Source organism: Arboricoccus pini (genome assembly GCF_900187945.1).
GTDB lineage: Bacteria > Pseudomonadota > Alphaproteobacteria > Geminicoccales > Geminicoccaceae > Arboricoccus > Arboricoccus pini.
Window position 1 is genome coordinate 187,578 of the sequence record NZ_FYEH01000002.1, and the last position, 16,576, is coordinate 204,153.

A 16,576-nucleotide genomic window follows, 5' to 3' on the forward strand; every position below is an offset into this window, starting at 1 on the left:
GCTTTGTTTAAGGTCGACCCAACCCGGCTGAGCTGCGGCGAAAGCTGATGGCCTCGGCCAGATGCGCCTTACCAATATCTGGGGAGCCCGCAAGATCGGCAATCGTGCGGGCCACGCGCAAGATCCGATGATAGCCGCGTGCCGAAAGATGCAATGTATCCGAGGCACGACGCAAAAGGAGGCGACAGTGTTCGTCGAGCATGGCGATGTTATCCAAGACTTGCCCTTCGGCTTCGCTGTTGGTGCGAAGCCGGGCGGCCCCCAGTGCCTGGAAGCGGTCGGCCTGGACGAGACGGGCTTTGAGCACGCGTGCCGCGATTTCGGCCGAACCTTCGGCGGGCGGCGGCAGATCGAGATCCGCGGATCCGACCGCCCGGACATCGACGCTGATGTCGAACCGGTCGAGAAGCGGACCCGAAATCCGAGCCTTATATTCACCGCCGCAGCGGGGCGCTTTCCGGCAAGCTTGCAGCGGATCGTCGAGATGGCCGCAGCGACAAGGATTCATGGCCGCCACAAGCTGGAAACGTGCGGGATACGTCACGTGGAGGTTCGCCCGCGCCACCGTTACCGAGCCCCTTTCGACGGGCTGACGGAGCGATTCCAACACCTGCCGGCTGAATTCCGGCAGTTCGTCCAGGAAGAGAACACCCTTGTGCGCCAGGGAAACCTCCCCCGGCCGTGCATGCGCGCCGCCCCCCACCATAGCGGCCATCGAGGCCGCATGGTGGGGGGCTCGGAAGGGGCGGCGCTTGCTAAGCCGGCCATCCTTGAGCCGGCCGCCGACGCTGGCAATCATGCCGACCTCCAGCGCCTCGGCCGGATCGAGCGGTGGCAGGATTCCGGCGATCCTCGCCGCCAGCATCGACTTACCGGCACCGGGAGGACCGCACATGAGCAGATTGTGACCGCCGGCGGCAGCGATCTCGATCGCCCGCTTGGCCGATTCCTGTCCCTTGACGTCACGCATGTCGGCGATCTCGGCCTCACCCTCGCGGAGGCGGATCATTGGCGCCGCCAGTGGCTGCAAGCCCTTGATATGATTGACGAGAGCCGTCAGTGAAGGCACGGGCGTGACCGCGATGTCTTCAGCCAGCCATGCGGCCTCGCCAGCGGAGGCGGCCGGACAGATCAGGCCCATGTTTCGCTGCGAGGCTGCGATGGCGGCGGCCAGTACGCCAGCGACACCGCGCACGGTGCCGTCCAGGGCGAGTTCGCCCAAGACGAGGCGACCCTCAACTGCAGCTGGCGGCACGATCCCCATGGCGACGAAAAGACCGAGGGCAATCGGCAGATCGTAGAGGCTGCCTTCCTTGGCAAGATCAGCGGGTGCAAGATTGACGATGACCCGCCTGGGCGGCAGGGCCAGGCCCATGGCAGACAATGCCGCGCGTACCCGCTCCCGGCTTTCGGCCACCGCCTTATCGGGCAGCCCGACAACCGCGAAAGCCGGCAGTCCCGGGCAGACTTGGACCTGGACGTCGACCTCTTCAATGTCGATGCCGACAAAGGCCACGCTTTTGACTCGCGCGATCGCCAATGTCTCACTGCCCAACCTTGCCATTCGCCCTTCTCCATTGTCCCCGAGAAAGCCGGACCATGGAGAAACAAGGTAAACAATAGCTTACCGGCTCTCGGACTAGCGCGCCACGTTGGGCTCGGCCCGCATCCGGCTGGCATGTCGCGCCTGGATCCGCAGGGCGCGTGCCTGCCGCACGGATCGGATGGCGTAGAAGACGGCAAAGTAGAAGACGGCGCCGACGATCGCCGCCAGCGGCAAGGAACCCACCAGCATGGGCAGCAAGACCGTCTCCAGGCGTGCCCACAGCTGAGCGAACGAAAAAAAGTCGGTCGTTGGAAGATGACCTGCGGCACGGCCCATAATCCGCTCGCCGAGCTCATAGGTCGAGGCCCAGATCAACGGCAGCGTCCATGGATTGGCCGCGGCGGTACCGATGACGGCCGCGATGATGTTACCGCGCAGAAGATAGGTTACCGTCACGGCGATGCCGACGTGAAAACCCAAAAGCGGCGTCATCGACGTGGCAGCGCCGAGGGCGAAGCCAATGGCGATCTGGTAGGGCGAACCCGACAGACGCTGGATACGGCGCCAATAATAGATGCCCATGCGGCGAAAACCGCAACTCGGCCAAAGATAGCTCCGCAAGCGCTGGCGCTTGCTCAAGGGTCGGCGTCGGCCGAACAAGCTCATGGTCGGATCAAATCGTCGCTGTCGGCAGTCGTATGCCAGAATGGGGCGGTCGTCGGCTTCGCATCAGGAACTCGATCTCTCGACCGAGCAAACGCCCTCCGTGCCGCGCAAAGCCGCCATGATGCGCGAGACATGCTCGAGGCTGGTCACCTCAACGTCGAGCGCGATCTCGAGAAGTTCGCCCGAGCGTCGCCCAAAGCGGACATCGAGGATGTTGGCATCGAGCTTGCCGACTACGGTCGAAACCAGCCCCAGGGCGCCGGGCTTGTTCAGAAAGACCAGGGCCAGACGGGCCCGGGCACGGGTGGTTCGCGCGCCTTTGTCGTTCCAGCCGATATCGATCGCTCGCTCGACCAGCTCCTTATCCCTGCCAATGACGGCGCAATCCATACGGTGCACCGCGATGGAACGTCCGCTACGTACGATCCCAATGATCGCGTCGCCCGGAATTGGGTGGCAGCAGCCAGCATAGTGAAACGCCGTGCCAACAGGCAGGCCCAGGATCGGCGACTGCTTCTTGTCGACCGGTTGGTCCTCGGTCTTGCGCCGGATCGGCACGACCTTTTGATCGACGTCCGGCAAAGCCGGCCGTTTCAACTCGGGATAAACGGCATCCAGGACCAGCTTGGGCCCAACCGTGCCCTCACCGATCGAGGCCAGCAGGTCATCAACCGTCTTCTGCGTGAAATTCGCAAGCGCCCGCTCGAGCAGCTTGTCAGTAATCGCCACATGCTCGGACTTGGCCAGCTTTTGCATAATATCGCGGCCTTGCGCCACGAAGTCTGAGCGCTGACGTACGCGCAGATAACGCCGAATCCTGGCCCGCGCCTTGCCCGTGACGACAAAGCGCTCCCAGGCCGCGGTGGGTGCCGCATTCTTGCTTGTGACGATCTCGACCTGATCGCCGTTCTGCAGCCGATAGCGCAATTGCACCATGCGGCCATCAACTTTGGCGCCGACACAATGATCGCCTACCTGGCTGTGCACGGCATACGCGAAGTCGACCGGCGTCGCGCCGCGCGGGAGGGCGATGAGGTCTCCCTTGGGCGAAAAGCAGAAGACTTGGTCCTCGTACATTTCGAGTTTGGTATTCTCGAGAAACTCCTCGGGCCCGTTTGCGTGCTCGAGGATGTCGAGCAACTCGCGTATCCACCGATAGCGTCGCCCTTCGGTGATCGCAGCATTGTCCTTGTAGGCCCAATGCGCGGCCACACCCAGTTGCGCGAATTCGTGCATCTCAAGCGTGCGGATCTGCACCTCGATCTTACGCTTCTCGGGGCCGATGATCGTGGTGTGCAGCGAACGATAGCCGTTAGGCTTCGGCGTACTGATGAAATCCTTGAAGCGTCCGGGCAGCATCGCGTAGTGCCCGTGGATGATACCAAGCGCCGCGTAACAGTCAGCCACATCCGCAACCAGGACCCGAAAGGCCATGATGTCTGAGAGCTGCTCGAAGCTCATGTTCTTCCGTTCCATCTTGCGCCAGATGGAATAGGCGGCCTTTTCACGGCCGGAGACTTCGGCCGTTATATCGGCGGCCGCCAGCGTTTCAGTCAGTTCCACCGTGATACGCTGGACCAAGTCTACTTCGTCGCGACGCAATTGGCCCAGCCGGTGGCTGATACTGGCCTTCGCGTCCGGCCAGAGATGGCCAAACGCCAGATCCTCAAGCTCAGCCCTGACAGAATCCATGCCGATACGCTCGGCCAGGGGGGCATAGATCTCCATCGTCTCGATGGCGATCCGCCGGCGCTTCTCGTCTGTCTTGATGAAGTTGAGCGTTCGCATGTTGTGCAGCCGGTCTGCCAGCTTGACCAGCAGAACACGGATGTCATCCGACATGGCGAGAAGAAGCTTGCGAAAATTCTCCGCTTGAGCCGTCTGCGCCGATTGCAGTTCGAGCTTGTTGAGTTTTGTCACGCCATCGACAAGACGTGCGACCGTCGGGCCAAACAGCCTGTCGATCTCCTCGAGAGTCGCGCCCGTGTCTTCGACAGTGTCGTGAAGAAGCGCCGTGGCGATGGTGGCGCAATCGAGCCTGAAGCCGGTCAGGATTCCGGCCACCTCGACAGGATGATGAAAATAAGGGTCACCCGAGGCGCGCAACTGCGACCCATGCGCCTTCATCGCGAAGACATAGGCACGATTGAGCAGATCCTCGTCGGCCTCGGGATCATATGCGCGGACGCGCTCCACGAGTTCGTATTGCCGCATGATCGGCCGCCGCTTGACGACGGCCGGTGTCGACGCGGGCATCGCCGCCGGAAACGATGCCGAGCCCGGAGGAACGGCTGGCCTGTCCAAAGCCGCAGATGCAGCTTCGTCCGCCCTCACCGCCGCCTCATCAAGCGCCATTGAAGCCTCCGCCCAATCTCCTGAGCTCAGTCCTCGTCCGCCACCTCGTGCTCGCTGTAGCTGACGCCGCTCGGCATCGGCGCCACGATGCCTGCATCCTGCGGCGGGATGAGGGCTTCCAACTCCTGAGCAAGGTCCGAAGGCTCGTCGGTCTCGAGCTCGACGTGACGACGCAGACCATGCACCAGCTCATAGCGAAGGTGGTCGAAGTCGATCGTCTCGTCGGCGATCTCGCGCAACGCCACGACCGGGTTCTTGTCATTATCCCTGTCGACCGACAGTACCGAACCGGCTGCGATATCCCGCGCCCGCTGGGCTGCCAGCATGACCAGCTCGAACCTCGAGGGGACGCGTTCGATGCAATCCTCGACGGTGATGCGCGCCATGAACTCCAACCTCTGTGACAAAGCCTATAATCGGATCAAATTAGGCTAGGGAGTGGCAATTCGCAATCACCCAGCTAGGATTTAGCTTGGCAGCGTTACCTGCGGGCTACGCAACGCGTTTTTGACCGTCTCATTTGCATGTGGCGGAAGCAATATTCCCGAGCGCCCAAAACGAGACGGAAACCATTGCCACTCCTGCGTATGTCAGATAGATATGATCGATTGATTTGCGCTACTAAATATTCTTCCGGAGCATTATAGTATGGCAAGCGACGCTTTGCCTCTGGGGTTCAACCCGCAAGATCGTATCGCACTCTTTATTGATGGTGCAAATCTCTACCAAGCAGCACGCGCGCTGGCATTTGACATCGATTACAAGCGGCTGCTTGGTAATTTCACCCGGCAGGCCCGATTCGTTCGCGCCTACTATTACACTGCGCTTTTAGATGAGCAGGAATATTCACCCATAAGGCCGCTCGTCGACTGGCTCGACTATAACGGCTATTCCATGGTCACTAAACCCCTCAAGGAGTTCGCCCAGGCCGCAGGCCGGCGAAAGTTCAAGGGAAACATGGATGTCGAAATTGCCGTCGACGTCATGGAGCTGTCGGCTAATCTCGACCATGTCGTCCTGATTTCAGGTGACGGCGATTTTCGCCGGCTGGTCGAGGCGGTCCAACGACGCGGCGTGCGCGTGACGGTCATTAGCACGATAAGAACGCAGCCGCCGATGATTGCCGACGAGTTGCGCCGCCAGGCCGATCAGTTTCTGGATCTCGTCGAGCTTCAGCCCTTCATCGCCCGCCAATCGAGTGCGCACGGCACCGAAGATGATGTCGACGATGACGGGTATGACGAAGAATTCGACGACGAGTTCGACGACGAACAGAGCTAACGGCAATACAATAGAGCAACTTGAACGCTGCTCTTGCATCTGGACGAACATGTTGGCAGAGCGCAGCGCGCCGCCGCCGGATTGCCCTCGATGCCCGCGCTTGGTCGCATACCGACAAACACTGCGCGCATTGCATCATGATTGGTTCAACGCCCCGGTTCCCTCTTTTGGACCGAGCGACGCCAGGCTGCTCGTCGTCGGTCTTGCACCGGGTGCATCGGGCGCCAATCGTACTGGCCGACCTTTTACAGGGGACTATGCGGGCGTGGTCCTCTATCCGGCCTTAGCCTCCGCAGGGCTGGCCAATGAACGCTTCGATGCGAGGCTCGACGACGGGCTAGAACTGCAGGGGGCACGGATCACGAATGCGGTCCGCTGCGTCCCGCCCGCGAACAAGCCGACTCCCGAGGAGATCCGCAACTGTCGCGATTATCTGCGCGACGAGGTCAGCGCTCTTCCCGCCGACGGGGTGGTCCTGGCGCTCGGCCGCATCGCCCATGAATCAGTGCTAAAATGTCTGGGCCTAAAGCAGGCCCTCTATCCTTTTGTCCACGGCCAAGTACACCGCCCTCCGGGAGCTCCGCGTCTCATCGATACCTACCATACGTCACGCTACAACATGAACACAGGCCGGCTGACCCTGGCTATGGTCCAAGCCGTTGCGCGCACGATCCAGGTCGAGCTCACCAGGCAGGGTTCGGACGGACATTGAGTTCAAGCGCCGGCGGCTATGGCGGAAAGGGAAGCGATCGGCGTCGGCCGGTTCGCCTCCAGCGCATCGAGAATGACACGAATTTCCCGCCAGAGACGATCGCGTACCGGCGCGACCTCCCAGAGCAGATCGTGCCTGGCACCAGCAAGATCGACATGACGCGCGAGTAGTCGTGCTGCCATAAGAGCCGCAGCTTGGTTGGAGACGATGCGGTCCTGCTCGCCGGTAAGCACCGTCATTGGCAGTTTCAGGCCCTCACCGTACCCGGGCTGCCACGTCCAGGCGATCGAGCGAAAGGCAGCTCGCAACCAGCCATAGGTAACGCCGCCCACGCGATAGGCGTCATGATGAAGAAGAAGCTGGCGAAACGATTCGAAGAGTTCGGGATCCGAAGTCAGGGGATTGGACTCGAAACGCCGCCTTGCCGGATGGATCTCCTGTTGACCGGGCGCGTAGGCGCGGGCCAATCCAACGGCCGTGCCGAGGCCGGCGACGCCCCGAGCCAGCCAGCGAGGCAGGCCGATCCGGATATCGAACATCGGGGCGATGAAAATGGCGGCGGCGGCGCGCAGATCGCGCTCGACCAAGCCGCGCAAGACAAGATGGCCGCCCATGGAATGGCCGATGACGAGGTCTATCGTCTCCATGCCGCTTTGGCGCATCCAGCCGAGAACGCAATCGATATCGTCAAGATAGACGGCGAAATCGTCCACATGACCTTTCCGCGAATGCCGCTCGTCCCGCCATGAGCCGCCTTGTCCGCTCCAGTCCATGATCACGGCCGTATAGGACCAGCCGACCAGGATCTCGAGGCTCGATCTGTATTTCTCGATGAATTCGGCGCGTCCGTTCAAGATCAGGATCGTGCCAAGCGATGGACTGGCTGGGCGCGCTATGCCGATCCTGAGCAAGCCTGCTTTGCCCTCGAGCATCCTGACCTCGAGGCGTCGGCTATCAGTCAGGGAGTCCATGGTCTTCAGATCCGCCCTAAGGAACGCCACAGCGTTGGAATGATGCGCCGCTGACCAACCCCCGAAGCTTATGGCCCGGATGGCAAGCCACCGATCCAACGTCGACAATCGACGCGGCCCGATCGACATCGGACTTCCCGTCAGGCCTGCAGCTCGCAGCGAACGACAACTCGTGCGTCATGGGGTCTCCTGCCGTGGATTCCCCAAACGCCGCGAACGTCGGACGAATCAAAGATGACTGTTTCGGCGGCCGGCGTTGGCACGCATACCTTTCATGCATTCTCGGCCCCTCATATCACGGCGGCCCTGAGGCCGCCGTATGGCAGAAACGGCCCTCAGACCTATTCGACATACAGGGATATGGCACGTTCTATGACAAGGGAGCGGATAGGCGATCCACGTCTTTGCCGCCTCCGCGCGGCAAAGACGTGACGATGCTCAGGAACGCAGTGCCTGGTCGAGATCGGCCTTGAGATCTTCGACATCCTCCAGCCCCACGGAGAGACGAACCATTGACTCCGTTATACCAATTGCCAGCCGCTCGGCCTCGGCGATCTTCGAGTGCGTCGTTGTCATCGGGTGGGTGACCAGGCTGCGCACATCGCCCAGATTGTTGGAGATGGCGATGATTCGCAGCCGATTCATCACCTCGAACGTGCGCTCCTTGCTGCCCTTGACGTAGAAGCTCAGCATCGGTCCACTGGCCGTCATCTGGCGACGAGCCAGATCATGCTGGGGATGACTCTCCAAGCCGGGATAAAGGACGCCCGCGACCGCGGGATGCGCCTCAAGGAAGCGAGCAAGATCCGCCGCGTTGCGACAATGCCGCTCGATGCGGAGGTCGAGTGTTTCCAGTCCCTTGGCCAGGACCCAGGCATTAAACGGACTGAGCGAGGGACCGACATTCTTGCACCAGGTCGACAGCACGTCGTTCTTGAAGGTGTGGTCGCTCAAGATGACCCCGCCCAGACACCTGCCCTGCCCGTCAATATGCTTGGTCGCCGAGTAGACGACGACATCCGCGCCCAACCTCATGGGCTTTTGCAGGAGAGGTGTCGCAAAGACATTGTCAATCACGACCTTCGCACCGGCTGCATGCGCAAGCCGGCTCACGCCCTCGATGTCCACCATGGCCAGGGTCGGATTGCCGGGCGTCTCGAAGAAGGCAATCTTTGTAGGTTTCGCCAATGCCCTTGCCCAGGCATCGAGATCCGTCCCGTCGACGAGTTCAACCTCGATGCCAAAGCGCGGCAGCAACTCGGTGACGATCCAGTGGCAAGAGCCAAAGAGCAGATTGGAGGCCACAAGGCGATCGCCAGCGCGAAGTTGGGCCAAAAGCGCCGTGTGCACGGCCGCCATGCCGGTAGCGGTAGCTGTCGCGGCTTCAGCGCCTTCGAGGAGCGCCATCTTGCGCTCAAAGACCTCGACCGTCGGGTTGCTGACGCGGCTATACATGTAGCCGGGCTGCCGATCGGCGAAACGCGCCTCGGCGTCCTCGGCATGCTCATAGACGAACCCCGAGGTCAAAAAGAGCGCCTCGCTCGTCTCGCCAAAATTGGAGCGGATCCGGCCACCGTGGATCAAACGCGTGCTCTCGCCCACGCCGCCTGGCAGACCCGCCGTCGAATTATCCTCGCTCATGGCGCACATCCATCCTTCGCCCAAAACACAAAAAGCCTCGAAGCCGACAAAGGCCCGAGGCTTTCCATCCGGAACGATCCCCGGCCTTTTAGCGGATTCTTTATAGTGGTCCGCAAGCCGACCGGCTCAAATCACCACTTCACCTTCGAGGTCTTAGGCGCGTTACGCCGATAGGGTCAAGCATCAGCACCGATGGCTTCTGCCAGCCGCCCGATCGAACGTTCGTCCAGCAGCCGGTCCAGGTCCCTTACCAGACGGCGCACCAAGCCCGGCCCCTCGTAGACGAGGCCAGAGTAAAGCTGGACGGCAGTGGCACCCGCCAGGATCTTCGCCAGTACATCCTCCGCCTTGAAAATGCCGCCAATGCCGATCAACGGCAGACTCTTGCCAATCCCGCGGCGAACTTCGCGCAAGAGGGCTGTAGAAGGCTGCATCAAGGGCTTGCCGCTCAAGCCGCCGGTTTCGACTCGCGCGGGCGAGCTCAGGGTCGCCGGGCGGTCGATCGTAGTATTGCTGATCATCAACGCGTCGATGCCAAGGTCCCGGGCAAGCTCGGCTATGGCCAGCGCTTCGTCGATCGAGAGGTCGGGCGCTATCTTGAGGAACACCGGCAATCGACGGGCGAGGTCACGGGCGAGCTCGGCGCGTCGCTCGAGAACAGGTCGGAGGAGGTCGCGCAGGCGGTCCACCTGCTGAAGCGCGCGCAGACCCGGCGTATTGGGCGATGAAACATTCAAGGTGATATAGTCGGCTAACGAAGACAGGGCATTCATCCCTGTCAGATAGTCAGGCAGCGCCTCCCGGCTATCTTTGTTCATGCCGATATTGATGCCCAGTGGCACGGGTCTGCTGCCGAGCGCGCGCAGCCTTTTCCCGACGGTCGCGACGCCGTCATTGTTGAACCCCAAGCGGTTGATGATCGCCGCGTCTGTCTCCAGGCGAAAGAGACGTGGTCTCGGATTGCCCACCTGGGGTCTAGGCGTCACCGTACCAACCTCGACATAGGCAAAACCGAGGCCGGCAAATCCGCGCACCGCCGTCGCATTCTTGTCGAATCCGGCCGCAAGACCGATCGGATGGGGAAGATTCATGCCGGCCAGGGCCGTTTCCAGCCGCGGGGACGCGTTGGCCGGTCGGGATGGCAGCAGGTTCAGGAGCTTGAGGCCGACGCCATGCGCGCGCTCGGCATCAAGCGCAAAGAGGGCTCGATGCAGCACCATGCAGGCCGTCAGGCGCCGGCGGCAAGGAAGCTTGGATTGCGAAACCCAGCCTTGCCATAGAGTAGCGGGCCGCCGGCACGAGTTGAAACCCTGCCGCCCGCGGCGCGAAGCACGGCATGGCCAGCCGCCGTGTCCCATTCCATGGTTGGCGCGAAGCGCGGATAAACGTCCGCCTCGCCTTGCGCCACCAAACAGAATTTGAGCGAACTGCCTGCGGAGATCGTCTTCGTAATCCCTTCCTCGGCCAGAAAGGCGTCGGTATCAGCGTCCCGATGCGACCGGCTGGCCACTGCCACCGCGTCCATATCCGGTCGCGGTCGTACCTGAATGACGTGCACGCCCTGCTCGTCCCGACGCACGGCCCCCTGCCCCACGGCCCCCCACCAGACGATGCCCCTGGCCGGTGCGGCGACCACGCCCAGGATAGGCAGCCCCGCATGGACGAGACCGATATTGACCGTGAACTCGCCGTTCCTGGAGATAAACTCTTTCGTTCCGTCCAGCGGATCGACCAGCCAGAACGGCTCTTGGCCGACGTCGGGGATCTTGCCGGCCGATACCTCTTCCTCGGCGACTATGGCAAAATTCGGGGTCAGCGCACGCAATTCCTTAACGATGAGCGCCTCAGCGGCCTCGTCGGCCAGTGTGACGGGCGAGGCGTCCTCCTTGCGGGCTACGTCGAAGTCGCTCGCATAGATCTCAAGGACGATCGCGCTCGCACGGTCAATGAGGCTGACGAGCTTGGGCATCAGCAATGCGGGCGCGATCATCGAGTTCTCCAAATGACGAGATGGCCGGCCGTCAGTCGCCAGCGAGAATTGCGGCAAAGGTGCCAGGATCGACATTCCCGCCAGAGAGCACGACCGCGACGACGCGGCCTTTAGCATCAAATGCCCCTGACATTAAGGCCGCGAGCGCAATGGCGCCCCCCGGCTCGACCGTGACCTTCAAGGCGCTGAAGGCAAAGCGCATTGCCGAGCGCACCGCATCCTCGGAAGCGGTAAGACCACCTTTGAGAAGACGGCGATTGACCTGGAAGGTCAAAAGCCCAGGCTCCGGCGACATCAAGGCATCGCAGATCGAGACGCGGCCCGGCGGATTGGCCAGACGCTCTCCCGCCTGAAGGGATCGGGCCGTATCGTCGAACGCCTCCGGTTCGGCTGAGAAGACCTCAATGCCAGGCACTTGGCGGGTAAGAGCAGTCGACGTGCCGGCGATGAGCCCGCCGCCACCACAGCAGACGATCGCCGCGTCCGGCCGCAGGTCCCGTGCTGCCGCCTGTGCTACGATCTCAAGACCGATCGTGCCTTGGCCCGCCATGACCCGGGGATCGTCGTAGGGACGGATAAGCTCGGCTCCGGTTTCTTCCGAAACCCTGGCACCGATCGCCTCGCGGTTCTCCCCAAACCGATCATAAAGGATGACCTCTGCGCCAAGCGCACGCGTATTATCCAGTTTCAGCCGGGGCGCGTCGGCGGGCATGATGATCGTGGCCTTGCGGCCGAGGAGTCGCGCCGCTGCTGCCACGCCTTGGGCGTGGTTGCCCGAGGAAAAAGCAACCACGGCCCGGGCTTCGGTCTGCGCGATGGCGTTATAAGCACCGCGAAATTTGAAGGAGCCGGTGCGCTGGAGAGGCTCGGCCTTGACGAGGACCCGACCACCGGTCAGCTCATTCAGGACATCGTTTTCGATAAGCGGCGTACAGACAGCTACACCGCGCAGTCGGGTCGCGGCCGCCTCGACATCTTCATACGCGACCGGCAATGGCTCAGGATCGGTTATCATCATCGCTCGCTACTAAGGCTGGGACGGGCGCCTCGGTGCCTGGTACGGGCCGTCGTGCCCCCGATAACGGAACGAGGCGACCGCCGCCCTCGCGGAGCAAGATGCTATAGACTGTCTCCGCCTCGCTAACGCGCTGGACATAATTGCGGGTCTCGTTGAAGGGAATCGATTCGATCCAGTCGATCATCGTATGCGCGTCGCCTCCACGGGGATCGCCATAGCGATCGAGCCACTGCTGCACCCGCGCGGGACCGGCATTGTAGGCTGCAAAGGCAAGCGGGCCGGTCCCGCCGAAACGGTCCAGCTGCGTTGCCAGATATTGGCTGCCCAACTGAACATTATATTCCGGCTCGTCCGTCAGCGCAGCCCGATCGTAGGGCACGCCTAGGCCGACAGCCACAGTGCGCGCCGTGCTGGGCATTATCTGGATCAGACCCATGGCGCCCGCTGGGGAGACGACGCGACTGTCGAACTGGCTCTCCTGACGGGCAATACCCAACAGCGTTGCCGATCCGGGCAGGCCCGGCCCCGGACTTAACAGGCTTGCGACGTCGGGAACGGGGAAGCTCGAGAGCGGATCGCCGCCTTTTTGCACCGCCAGCTTTCCGACCACCACGATCAGATCCGGGCGGGCGCACCGCCTAGCCAAGTCGTAGACCATCTCCAGCATTTGCGGATCGCTCGCCAGATCGGCACCAAGCTTGCGAATGAACGGGGCAGCCTCCCGGTCGAGGCCGCTGGCGCAAAACAGGCTGGACAAGCCGGCAAGATCTTGCGCCTCGAACCGGCGCCTTCGATCGCGCCCCGGCTGGGATAAGTTTTTGGGCGTGATGGCAGGCTTCTCGCCAAGTTCGATTGCGGCCATCTGACCGTAGAAGGTCGTGGGGTTGGCTGCGGCGCGCGCATAGAATACGCGGGCATCGGCGCCGCGCCCCAGAGCAGAAGCGGCACGGCCACTCCAATAGGCGCCGCGAGCGACGCTGATGGGCGCGGTCACGGCGGCCGAAAGACGCTGGAAATGACCGAGAGCGGTGCCCGGGTCGTTCAGAAAGCGGAGTGCGATCCAGCCCGCCAGCCACTCCCCTTCGGCGAAGGCGACGCCTTCCGACTGCCCATGGCCTGCCGCAAGCGCATAGGCCCGACGATAGTCACCTTTGTCCAAAGCTTCGCGCGAGGCGCGCTGCCGCTGGTTCCAATCAGCTGAAGGGCTGGGCAGACGGCTCAAGGGAACCAGAATATTGGCCGCCTCGTCGGTACGGCCGACAGCGCTGAGCGCCTCCGCCATGCGCTCGCGCCCGTCGCGCGTACGCGGCGGGTGCGTGGCGAACCAGCGCAGGCGTCGCGCCGGATCGACATCCGGTCCCATCACGGCCTCGGCATTGGCCTCGAGCTTGGCACGATCAGGCCATTGCGGATGTTGATCGAGGAAGGTTTCATAGCTGGCGAAGTCGTTGAGCGCGCTGTCACGCAGAGACTGCCAGGCGACCCAGTCCCGGAGCAGCGGATTGGGAGCGGCCAGAGAGGCAGCCTGGGCATAGTTCCTCTGGCCCACGGCAGCCGCAATGGCCCGGACGGCTGCCGCGTTGCGGCCTAGTGCGAAACCTTCATCGCCCTGCGCAAGGGCGGGCGGGCTCGATTGCGCGAGGACCAGCGCGAGGAGAACACTCAATCGCAGGGCGTTCCACTTTCTCCAGCAGATCTTTTGCATCCGGCCCCTTTCCGCCTGCCACGAACGCTCTGGTTAACGGATCGACGCCCGCGGCGAAAGTCGCTTGCAGCGGCGTAACGCCTCTTCAGTGCCTTGCTGGCCTGTCATTCCCTCATTAAGTTCGCCGATCCCGACCATATTACGATCGGGAGCGCGGCCAAGGATCGTCGCGTCAGTCGTCAATCGAGAGGCCGGCATGTTCAAGGGGTCCATCGTAGCCCTCGTTACTCCCTTCAATAAGGATGGATCGGTCGACGCCGGAGCCTTCAAGGATCTGATCGAGTGGCATCTGCAGGAGGGTACGGACGGCTTCGTGCCCGTCGGCACCACGGGCGAAAGCCCGACGCTCAGCCACGAGGAGCATGGCCGCGTCATTGAGCTCTGCGTCGAGGCCACGGCCGGACGGGCACCCGTCATCGCGGGTGCGGGGTCGAATGCGACACGGGAGGCGATCAGCCTGACCCGGCACGCCAAAGACGTGGGCGCCGACGCCGCCTTGATCGTGACACCCTATTACAACAAGCCGTCTCAAGAAGGTCTCTACCGCCACTACAGCGCCATAGCCGAAGCCGTCGACCTGCCTATCCTGATCTACAATATTCCCGGCCGCAGTGTGATCGACATGTCGCCGCAGACCATGGGACGCTTGGCGAAGTTGCACGGTATCGTGGGCGTGAAAGATGCCAGTGCCGACATCGTCCGACCGCTATTGACGAGTGCGGCGTGCGGGCCGGATTTTTGCCAGCTTTCCGGCGAGGATGCCAATATCGTGGCGTTCCTGGCGCACGGTGGCCATGGCTGCATCTCGGTCACCGCCAACGTCGCCCCCGGCCTTTGCGCCGCCTTGCACGACGCCTGGGCCGCGGGACGACCGGAGGAAGCCTTGGCCATCCATCGGCGTCTCCTGCCACTGCACAGGAGTCTCTTTTGCGAACCCAGTCCATCGCCGGCCAAATATGCGCTATCGAAACTGGGCAAGCTTGGCCCGGGCGTGCGCCTGCCGCTCGTCGAGGCCAGCCTCGCTGCTCAAGGCGAAATCGATGCCGCCATGGCGGCGGCAGGCATCCTCGCGAGATAAGCCGGCCGGGGGTGTTGCATGACGACACGCGGCCCCTCGCCTCATCCAGCCCGCCGGGTGACATTGCCTTCGTGGACCCCGATCTAACATAAACTAGGAAAGAGCCGGCCCGGGATCGGGGCCATGCTCCAGGTCGAACGGACGAATAGATGGCCAAGGACAGCGCGCACCGGCAGATCGCGCAGAACCGCAAGGCGTTTCACGACTATTTCATCGAAGAACGGGTCGAGGCCGGCATCATCCTGATGGGCAGCGAGGTCAAGTCGATTCGCGAAGGCCGGGCCACCATCAGCGAGGCGCACGCCGCCGAGATGGAGGGCGAGCTCTGGCTCTTCAACGCCTACATCCCCGAATACGGCAAGGCCAACCGATTCAATCACGAGGTTCGCCGGCCGCGCAAACTCCTGGTGACGAAGCGCGAACGCGACCGGCTCGTGGGTGCTGTGCAACGCAAGGGCATGACGATCGTGCCGCTCAGCCTCTATTTCGGCAAACGCGGCTGGGCCAAGCTCGAAATCGGCCTCGCGAAGGGCAAACAGAGCCATGACAAGCGTGCAGCGCAAAAAGACCGCGACTGGTCACGCGACAAGCAGCGCATCATGCGGGGCAATGGCCGGGGCGAGTAGGCAGGCCGGCGGGGCGATCATCGCCGGGAGGTACTTACGAAATATTAACACCTGAGATCGTAGATAGGTCCCTGATGAGAGTACGGGACATTGAGACATGTTTTCGATCTTCGGCTTCCTGGTTGTGCCAGCGATGGTCTTCGGCTCGTTCTATCTGGCGGGCGGCCACTTCCAGATCCTGATCGAAGCCATGCCGTTGGAGTTGATGACGATTGGCGGAGCCTCCATTGGCATCTTCCTGATCGCCAATGACAAACATATCGTCTTGGGCGCGCTCAAGGATATCGGCCGCGTCTTCAAGGGCGCGCGCTGGGTACAAAGTGATTATCGCGACGTGCTGACCTTGATGTTCACCCTGATCAAGCTCATCCGCACCAAGGGTTTGCTCATCCTCGAGAGCCATCTTGAAAAGCCGGAGGACAGCGCGATCTTCCAGCGCTATCCGAAAATCCTGGGCGATCACTTCGCGCTCGACTTCATCACCGATACGCTGCGCATGATGGTCATGAGCATCGAGGATCCGTTCGAGGTCAGCGAATGCATGCAGCGACAAATTGAAAAGCACGAGGCCGAGCTTGAGACGCGGGGTGCCGCCCTGCAAAACCTGGCGGACAGCCTGCCGGCCCTTGGCATCGTGGCGGCAGTGCTGGGCGTCGTGAAGACGATGGCCTCGATCAACCAGCCGGTTGAGATACTGGGCGCGATGATCGGGGGCGCATTGGTCGGCACCTTTCTGGGGATCCTCCTTTCCTATGGCTTTGTCGGGCCGATGGCGGCGAAGATGCGGGCTACCTATCATGAAGACGGCCATTTCTACGCCGTCATCAAGGACTGCCTGATCGGTTCGCTACAGGGCCACCCGGCTCCTGTTGCCTGCGAACTGGCACGCGGCAACGTGCCGACGACGAGCCAGCCTTCGTTCAAGGAAATGGAGGAGATGTTCGAGGCCCTGCCTGCCGATCCCCTGGCGCCCAGCGCGATCTGATC

Annotated in this window: 15 protein-coding genes and 1 riboswitch; of the genes, 5 read left to right on the forward strand and 10 right to left on the reverse strand. The window is 62.4% G+C overall.

The features are described from left to right. Positions 1-7 precede the first annotated feature (7 nt). From CFB17_RS03665 to rpoZ, 4 genes are all read right to left on the reverse strand, one after another. Entirely contained in the window at positions 8-1,564 is a 1,557-nt protein-coding gene (locus tag CFB17_RS03665; RefSeq protein WP_088560042.1) for a YifB family Mg chelatase-like AAA ATPase, read from the reverse strand. A gap of 75 nt (positions 1,565-1,639) precedes the next feature. Then, on the reverse strand, positions 1,640-2,212 hold the full coding sequence (locus CFB17_RS03670; RefSeq protein ID WP_088560043.1) for a DUF2062 domain-containing protein: 573 nt from the start codon (positions 2,210-2,212) through the stop codon (positions 1,640-1,642). A gap of 63 nt (positions 2,213-2,275) precedes the next feature. Next, positions 2,276-4,429: a RelA/SpoT family protein gene (locus tag CFB17_RS03675; RefSeq protein ID WP_088560238.1), complete on the reverse strand. Its 2,154-nt coding sequence runs from the start codon at positions 4,427-4,429 to the stop codon at positions 2,276-2,278. Positions 4,430-4,593: 164 nt separating this feature from the next. Beyond that, positions 4,594-4,953, reverse strand: a complete 360-nt coding sequence (gene rpoZ / locus CFB17_RS03680) for a DNA-directed RNA polymerase subunit omega (protein ID WP_088560239.1) — start codon at positions 4,951-4,953, stop codon at positions 4,594-4,596. Between the two features lie 262 nt (positions 4,954-5,215). On the opposite strand from rpoZ, the gene CFB17_RS03685 reads away from it, so the two are divergent. Both CFB17_RS03685 and CFB17_RS03690 read left to right on the forward strand, forming a co-directional pair. Beyond that, positions 5,216-5,848 (forward strand): LabA-like NYN domain-containing protein, encoded by a 633-nt coding sequence (locus CFB17_RS03685; protein ID WP_322112120.1) that lies wholly within the window; start codon positions 5,216-5,218, stop codon positions 5,846-5,848. 100 nt (positions 5,849-5,948) lie between these two features. Then, positions 5,949-6,560: a uracil-DNA glycosylase gene (locus tag CFB17_RS03690; protein ID WP_322112121.1), complete on the forward strand. Its 612-nt coding sequence runs from the start codon at positions 5,949-5,951 to the stop codon at positions 6,558-6,560. A 2-nt stretch (positions 6,561-6,562) separates the two neighbouring features. Here CFB17_RS03690 and CFB17_RS03695 read toward each other — a convergent pair whose 3' ends face one another. From CFB17_RS03695 to CFB17_RS03720, 6 genes are all read right to left on the reverse strand, one after another. Beyond that, on the reverse strand, positions 6,563-7,531 hold the full coding sequence (locus CFB17_RS03695; protein ID WP_165769405.1) for an alpha/beta fold hydrolase: 969 nt from the start codon (positions 7,529-7,531) through the stop codon (positions 6,563-6,565). A 438-nt stretch (positions 7,532-7,969) separates the two neighbouring features. Then, a complete protein-coding gene (gene metZ, locus CFB17_RS03700) occupies positions 7,970-9,172 on the reverse strand; it encodes an O-succinylhomoserine sulfhydrylase (RefSeq protein WP_207761923.1) in 1,203 nt (400 codons plus the stop codon). 68 nt (positions 9,173-9,240) lie between these two features. Beyond that, positions 9,241-9,320: riboswitch (SAM riboswitch) on the reverse strand. A 28-nt stretch (positions 9,321-9,348) separates the two neighbouring features. Beyond that, positions 9,349-10,392 carry a quinone-dependent dihydroorotate dehydrogenase gene (locus CFB17_RS03705; RefSeq protein WP_088560046.1) on the reverse strand — a complete coding sequence of 348 codons (1,044 nt, stop codon included), beginning with the start codon at positions 10,390-10,392 and terminating at the stop codon, positions 9,349-9,351. Between the two features lie 8 nt (positions 10,393-10,400). Continuing rightward, positions 10,401-11,162, reverse strand: coding sequence for a 3'(2'),5'-bisphosphate nucleotidase CysQ (cysQ, locus tag CFB17_RS03710; RefSeq protein ID WP_088560047.1), 762 nt, complete (start codon positions 11,160-11,162; stop codon positions 10,401-10,403). Between the two features lie 31 nt (positions 11,163-11,193). Next, positions 11,194-12,177 carry a threonine/serine dehydratase gene (locus CFB17_RS03715; RefSeq protein WP_088560048.1) on the reverse strand — a complete coding sequence of 328 codons (984 nt, stop codon included), beginning with the start codon at positions 12,175-12,177 and terminating at the stop codon, positions 11,194-11,196. Beyond that, entirely contained in the window at positions 12,161-13,846 is a 1,686-nt protein-coding gene (locus tag CFB17_RS03720; RefSeq protein WP_165769406.1) for a lytic transglycosylase domain-containing protein, read from the reverse strand. Before CFB17_RS03720 ends, CFB17_RS03715 begins: the two co-directional genes overlap by 17 nt. A gap of 235 nt (positions 13,847-14,081) precedes the next feature. Between CFB17_RS03720 and dapA the strand changes: the two genes are divergently transcribed. From dapA to motA, 3 genes are all read left to right on the forward strand, one after another. Next, positions 14,082-14,963, forward strand: coding sequence for a 4-hydroxy-tetrahydrodipicolinate synthase (gene dapA, locus CFB17_RS03725; protein ID WP_088560050.1), 882 nt, complete (start codon positions 14,082-14,084; stop codon positions 14,961-14,963). A gap of 149 nt (positions 14,964-15,112) precedes the next feature. After that, entirely contained in the window at positions 15,113-15,589 is a 477-nt protein-coding gene (gene smpB / locus CFB17_RS03730) for an SsrA-binding protein SmpB (RefSeq protein WP_088560051.1), read from the forward strand. A gap of 97 nt (positions 15,590-15,686) precedes the next feature. Further along, positions 15,687-16,574 (forward strand): flagellar motor stator protein MotA, encoded by an 888-nt coding sequence (gene motA / locus CFB17_RS03735; RefSeq protein WP_088560052.1) that lies wholly within the window; start codon positions 15,687-15,689, stop codon positions 16,572-16,574. Positions 16,575-16,576: the final 2 nt, after the last annotated feature.

Coding starts and splice junctions, on each gene's coding strand:
- CFB17_RS03665 (WP_088560042.1), bottom strand. CDS start 1,564: ATGGCAAGGTTGGGCAGTGAGACATTGGCGATCGCGCGAGTCAAAAGC.
- CFB17_RS03670 (WP_088560043.1), bottom strand. CDS start 2,212: ATGAGCTTGTTCGGCCGACGCCGACCCTTGAGCAAGCGCCAGCGCTTG.
- rpoZ (WP_088560239.1), bottom strand. CDS start 4,953: ATGGCGCGCATCACCGTCGAGGATTGCATCGAACGCGTCCCCTCGAGG.
- CFB17_RS03685 (WP_322112120.1), top strand. CDS start 5,216: ATGGCAAGCGACGCTTTGCCTCTGGGGTTCAACCCGCAAGATCGTATC.
- CFB17_RS03695 (WP_165769405.1), bottom strand. CDS start 7,531: ATGGACTCCCTGACTGATAGCCGACGCCTCGAGGTCAGGATGCTCGAG.
- metZ (WP_207761923.1), bottom strand. CDS start 9,172: ATGAGCGAGGATAATTCGACGGCGGGTCTGCCAGGCGGCGTGGGCGAG.
- CFB17_RS03705 (WP_088560046.1), bottom strand. CDS start 10,392: ATGGTGCTGCATCGAGCCCTCTTTGCGCTTGATGCCGAGCGCGCGCAT.
- cysQ (WP_088560047.1), bottom strand. CDS start 11,162: ATGATCGCGCCCGCATTGCTGATGCCCAAGCTCGTCAGCCTCATTGAC.
- CFB17_RS03715 (WP_088560048.1), bottom strand. CDS start 12,177: ATGATAACCGATCCTGAGCCATTGCCGGTCGCGTATGAAGATGTCGAG.
- dapA (WP_088560050.1), top strand. CDS start 14,082: ATGTTCAAGGGGTCCATCGTAGCCCTCGTTACTCCCTTCAATAAGGAT.
- smpB (WP_088560051.1), top strand. CDS start 15,113: ATGGCCAAGGACAGCGCGCACCGGCAGATCGCGCAGAACCGCAAGGCG.
- motA (WP_088560052.1), top strand. CDS start 15,687: ATGTTTTCGATCTTCGGCTTCCTGGTTGTGCCAGCGATGGTCTTCGGC.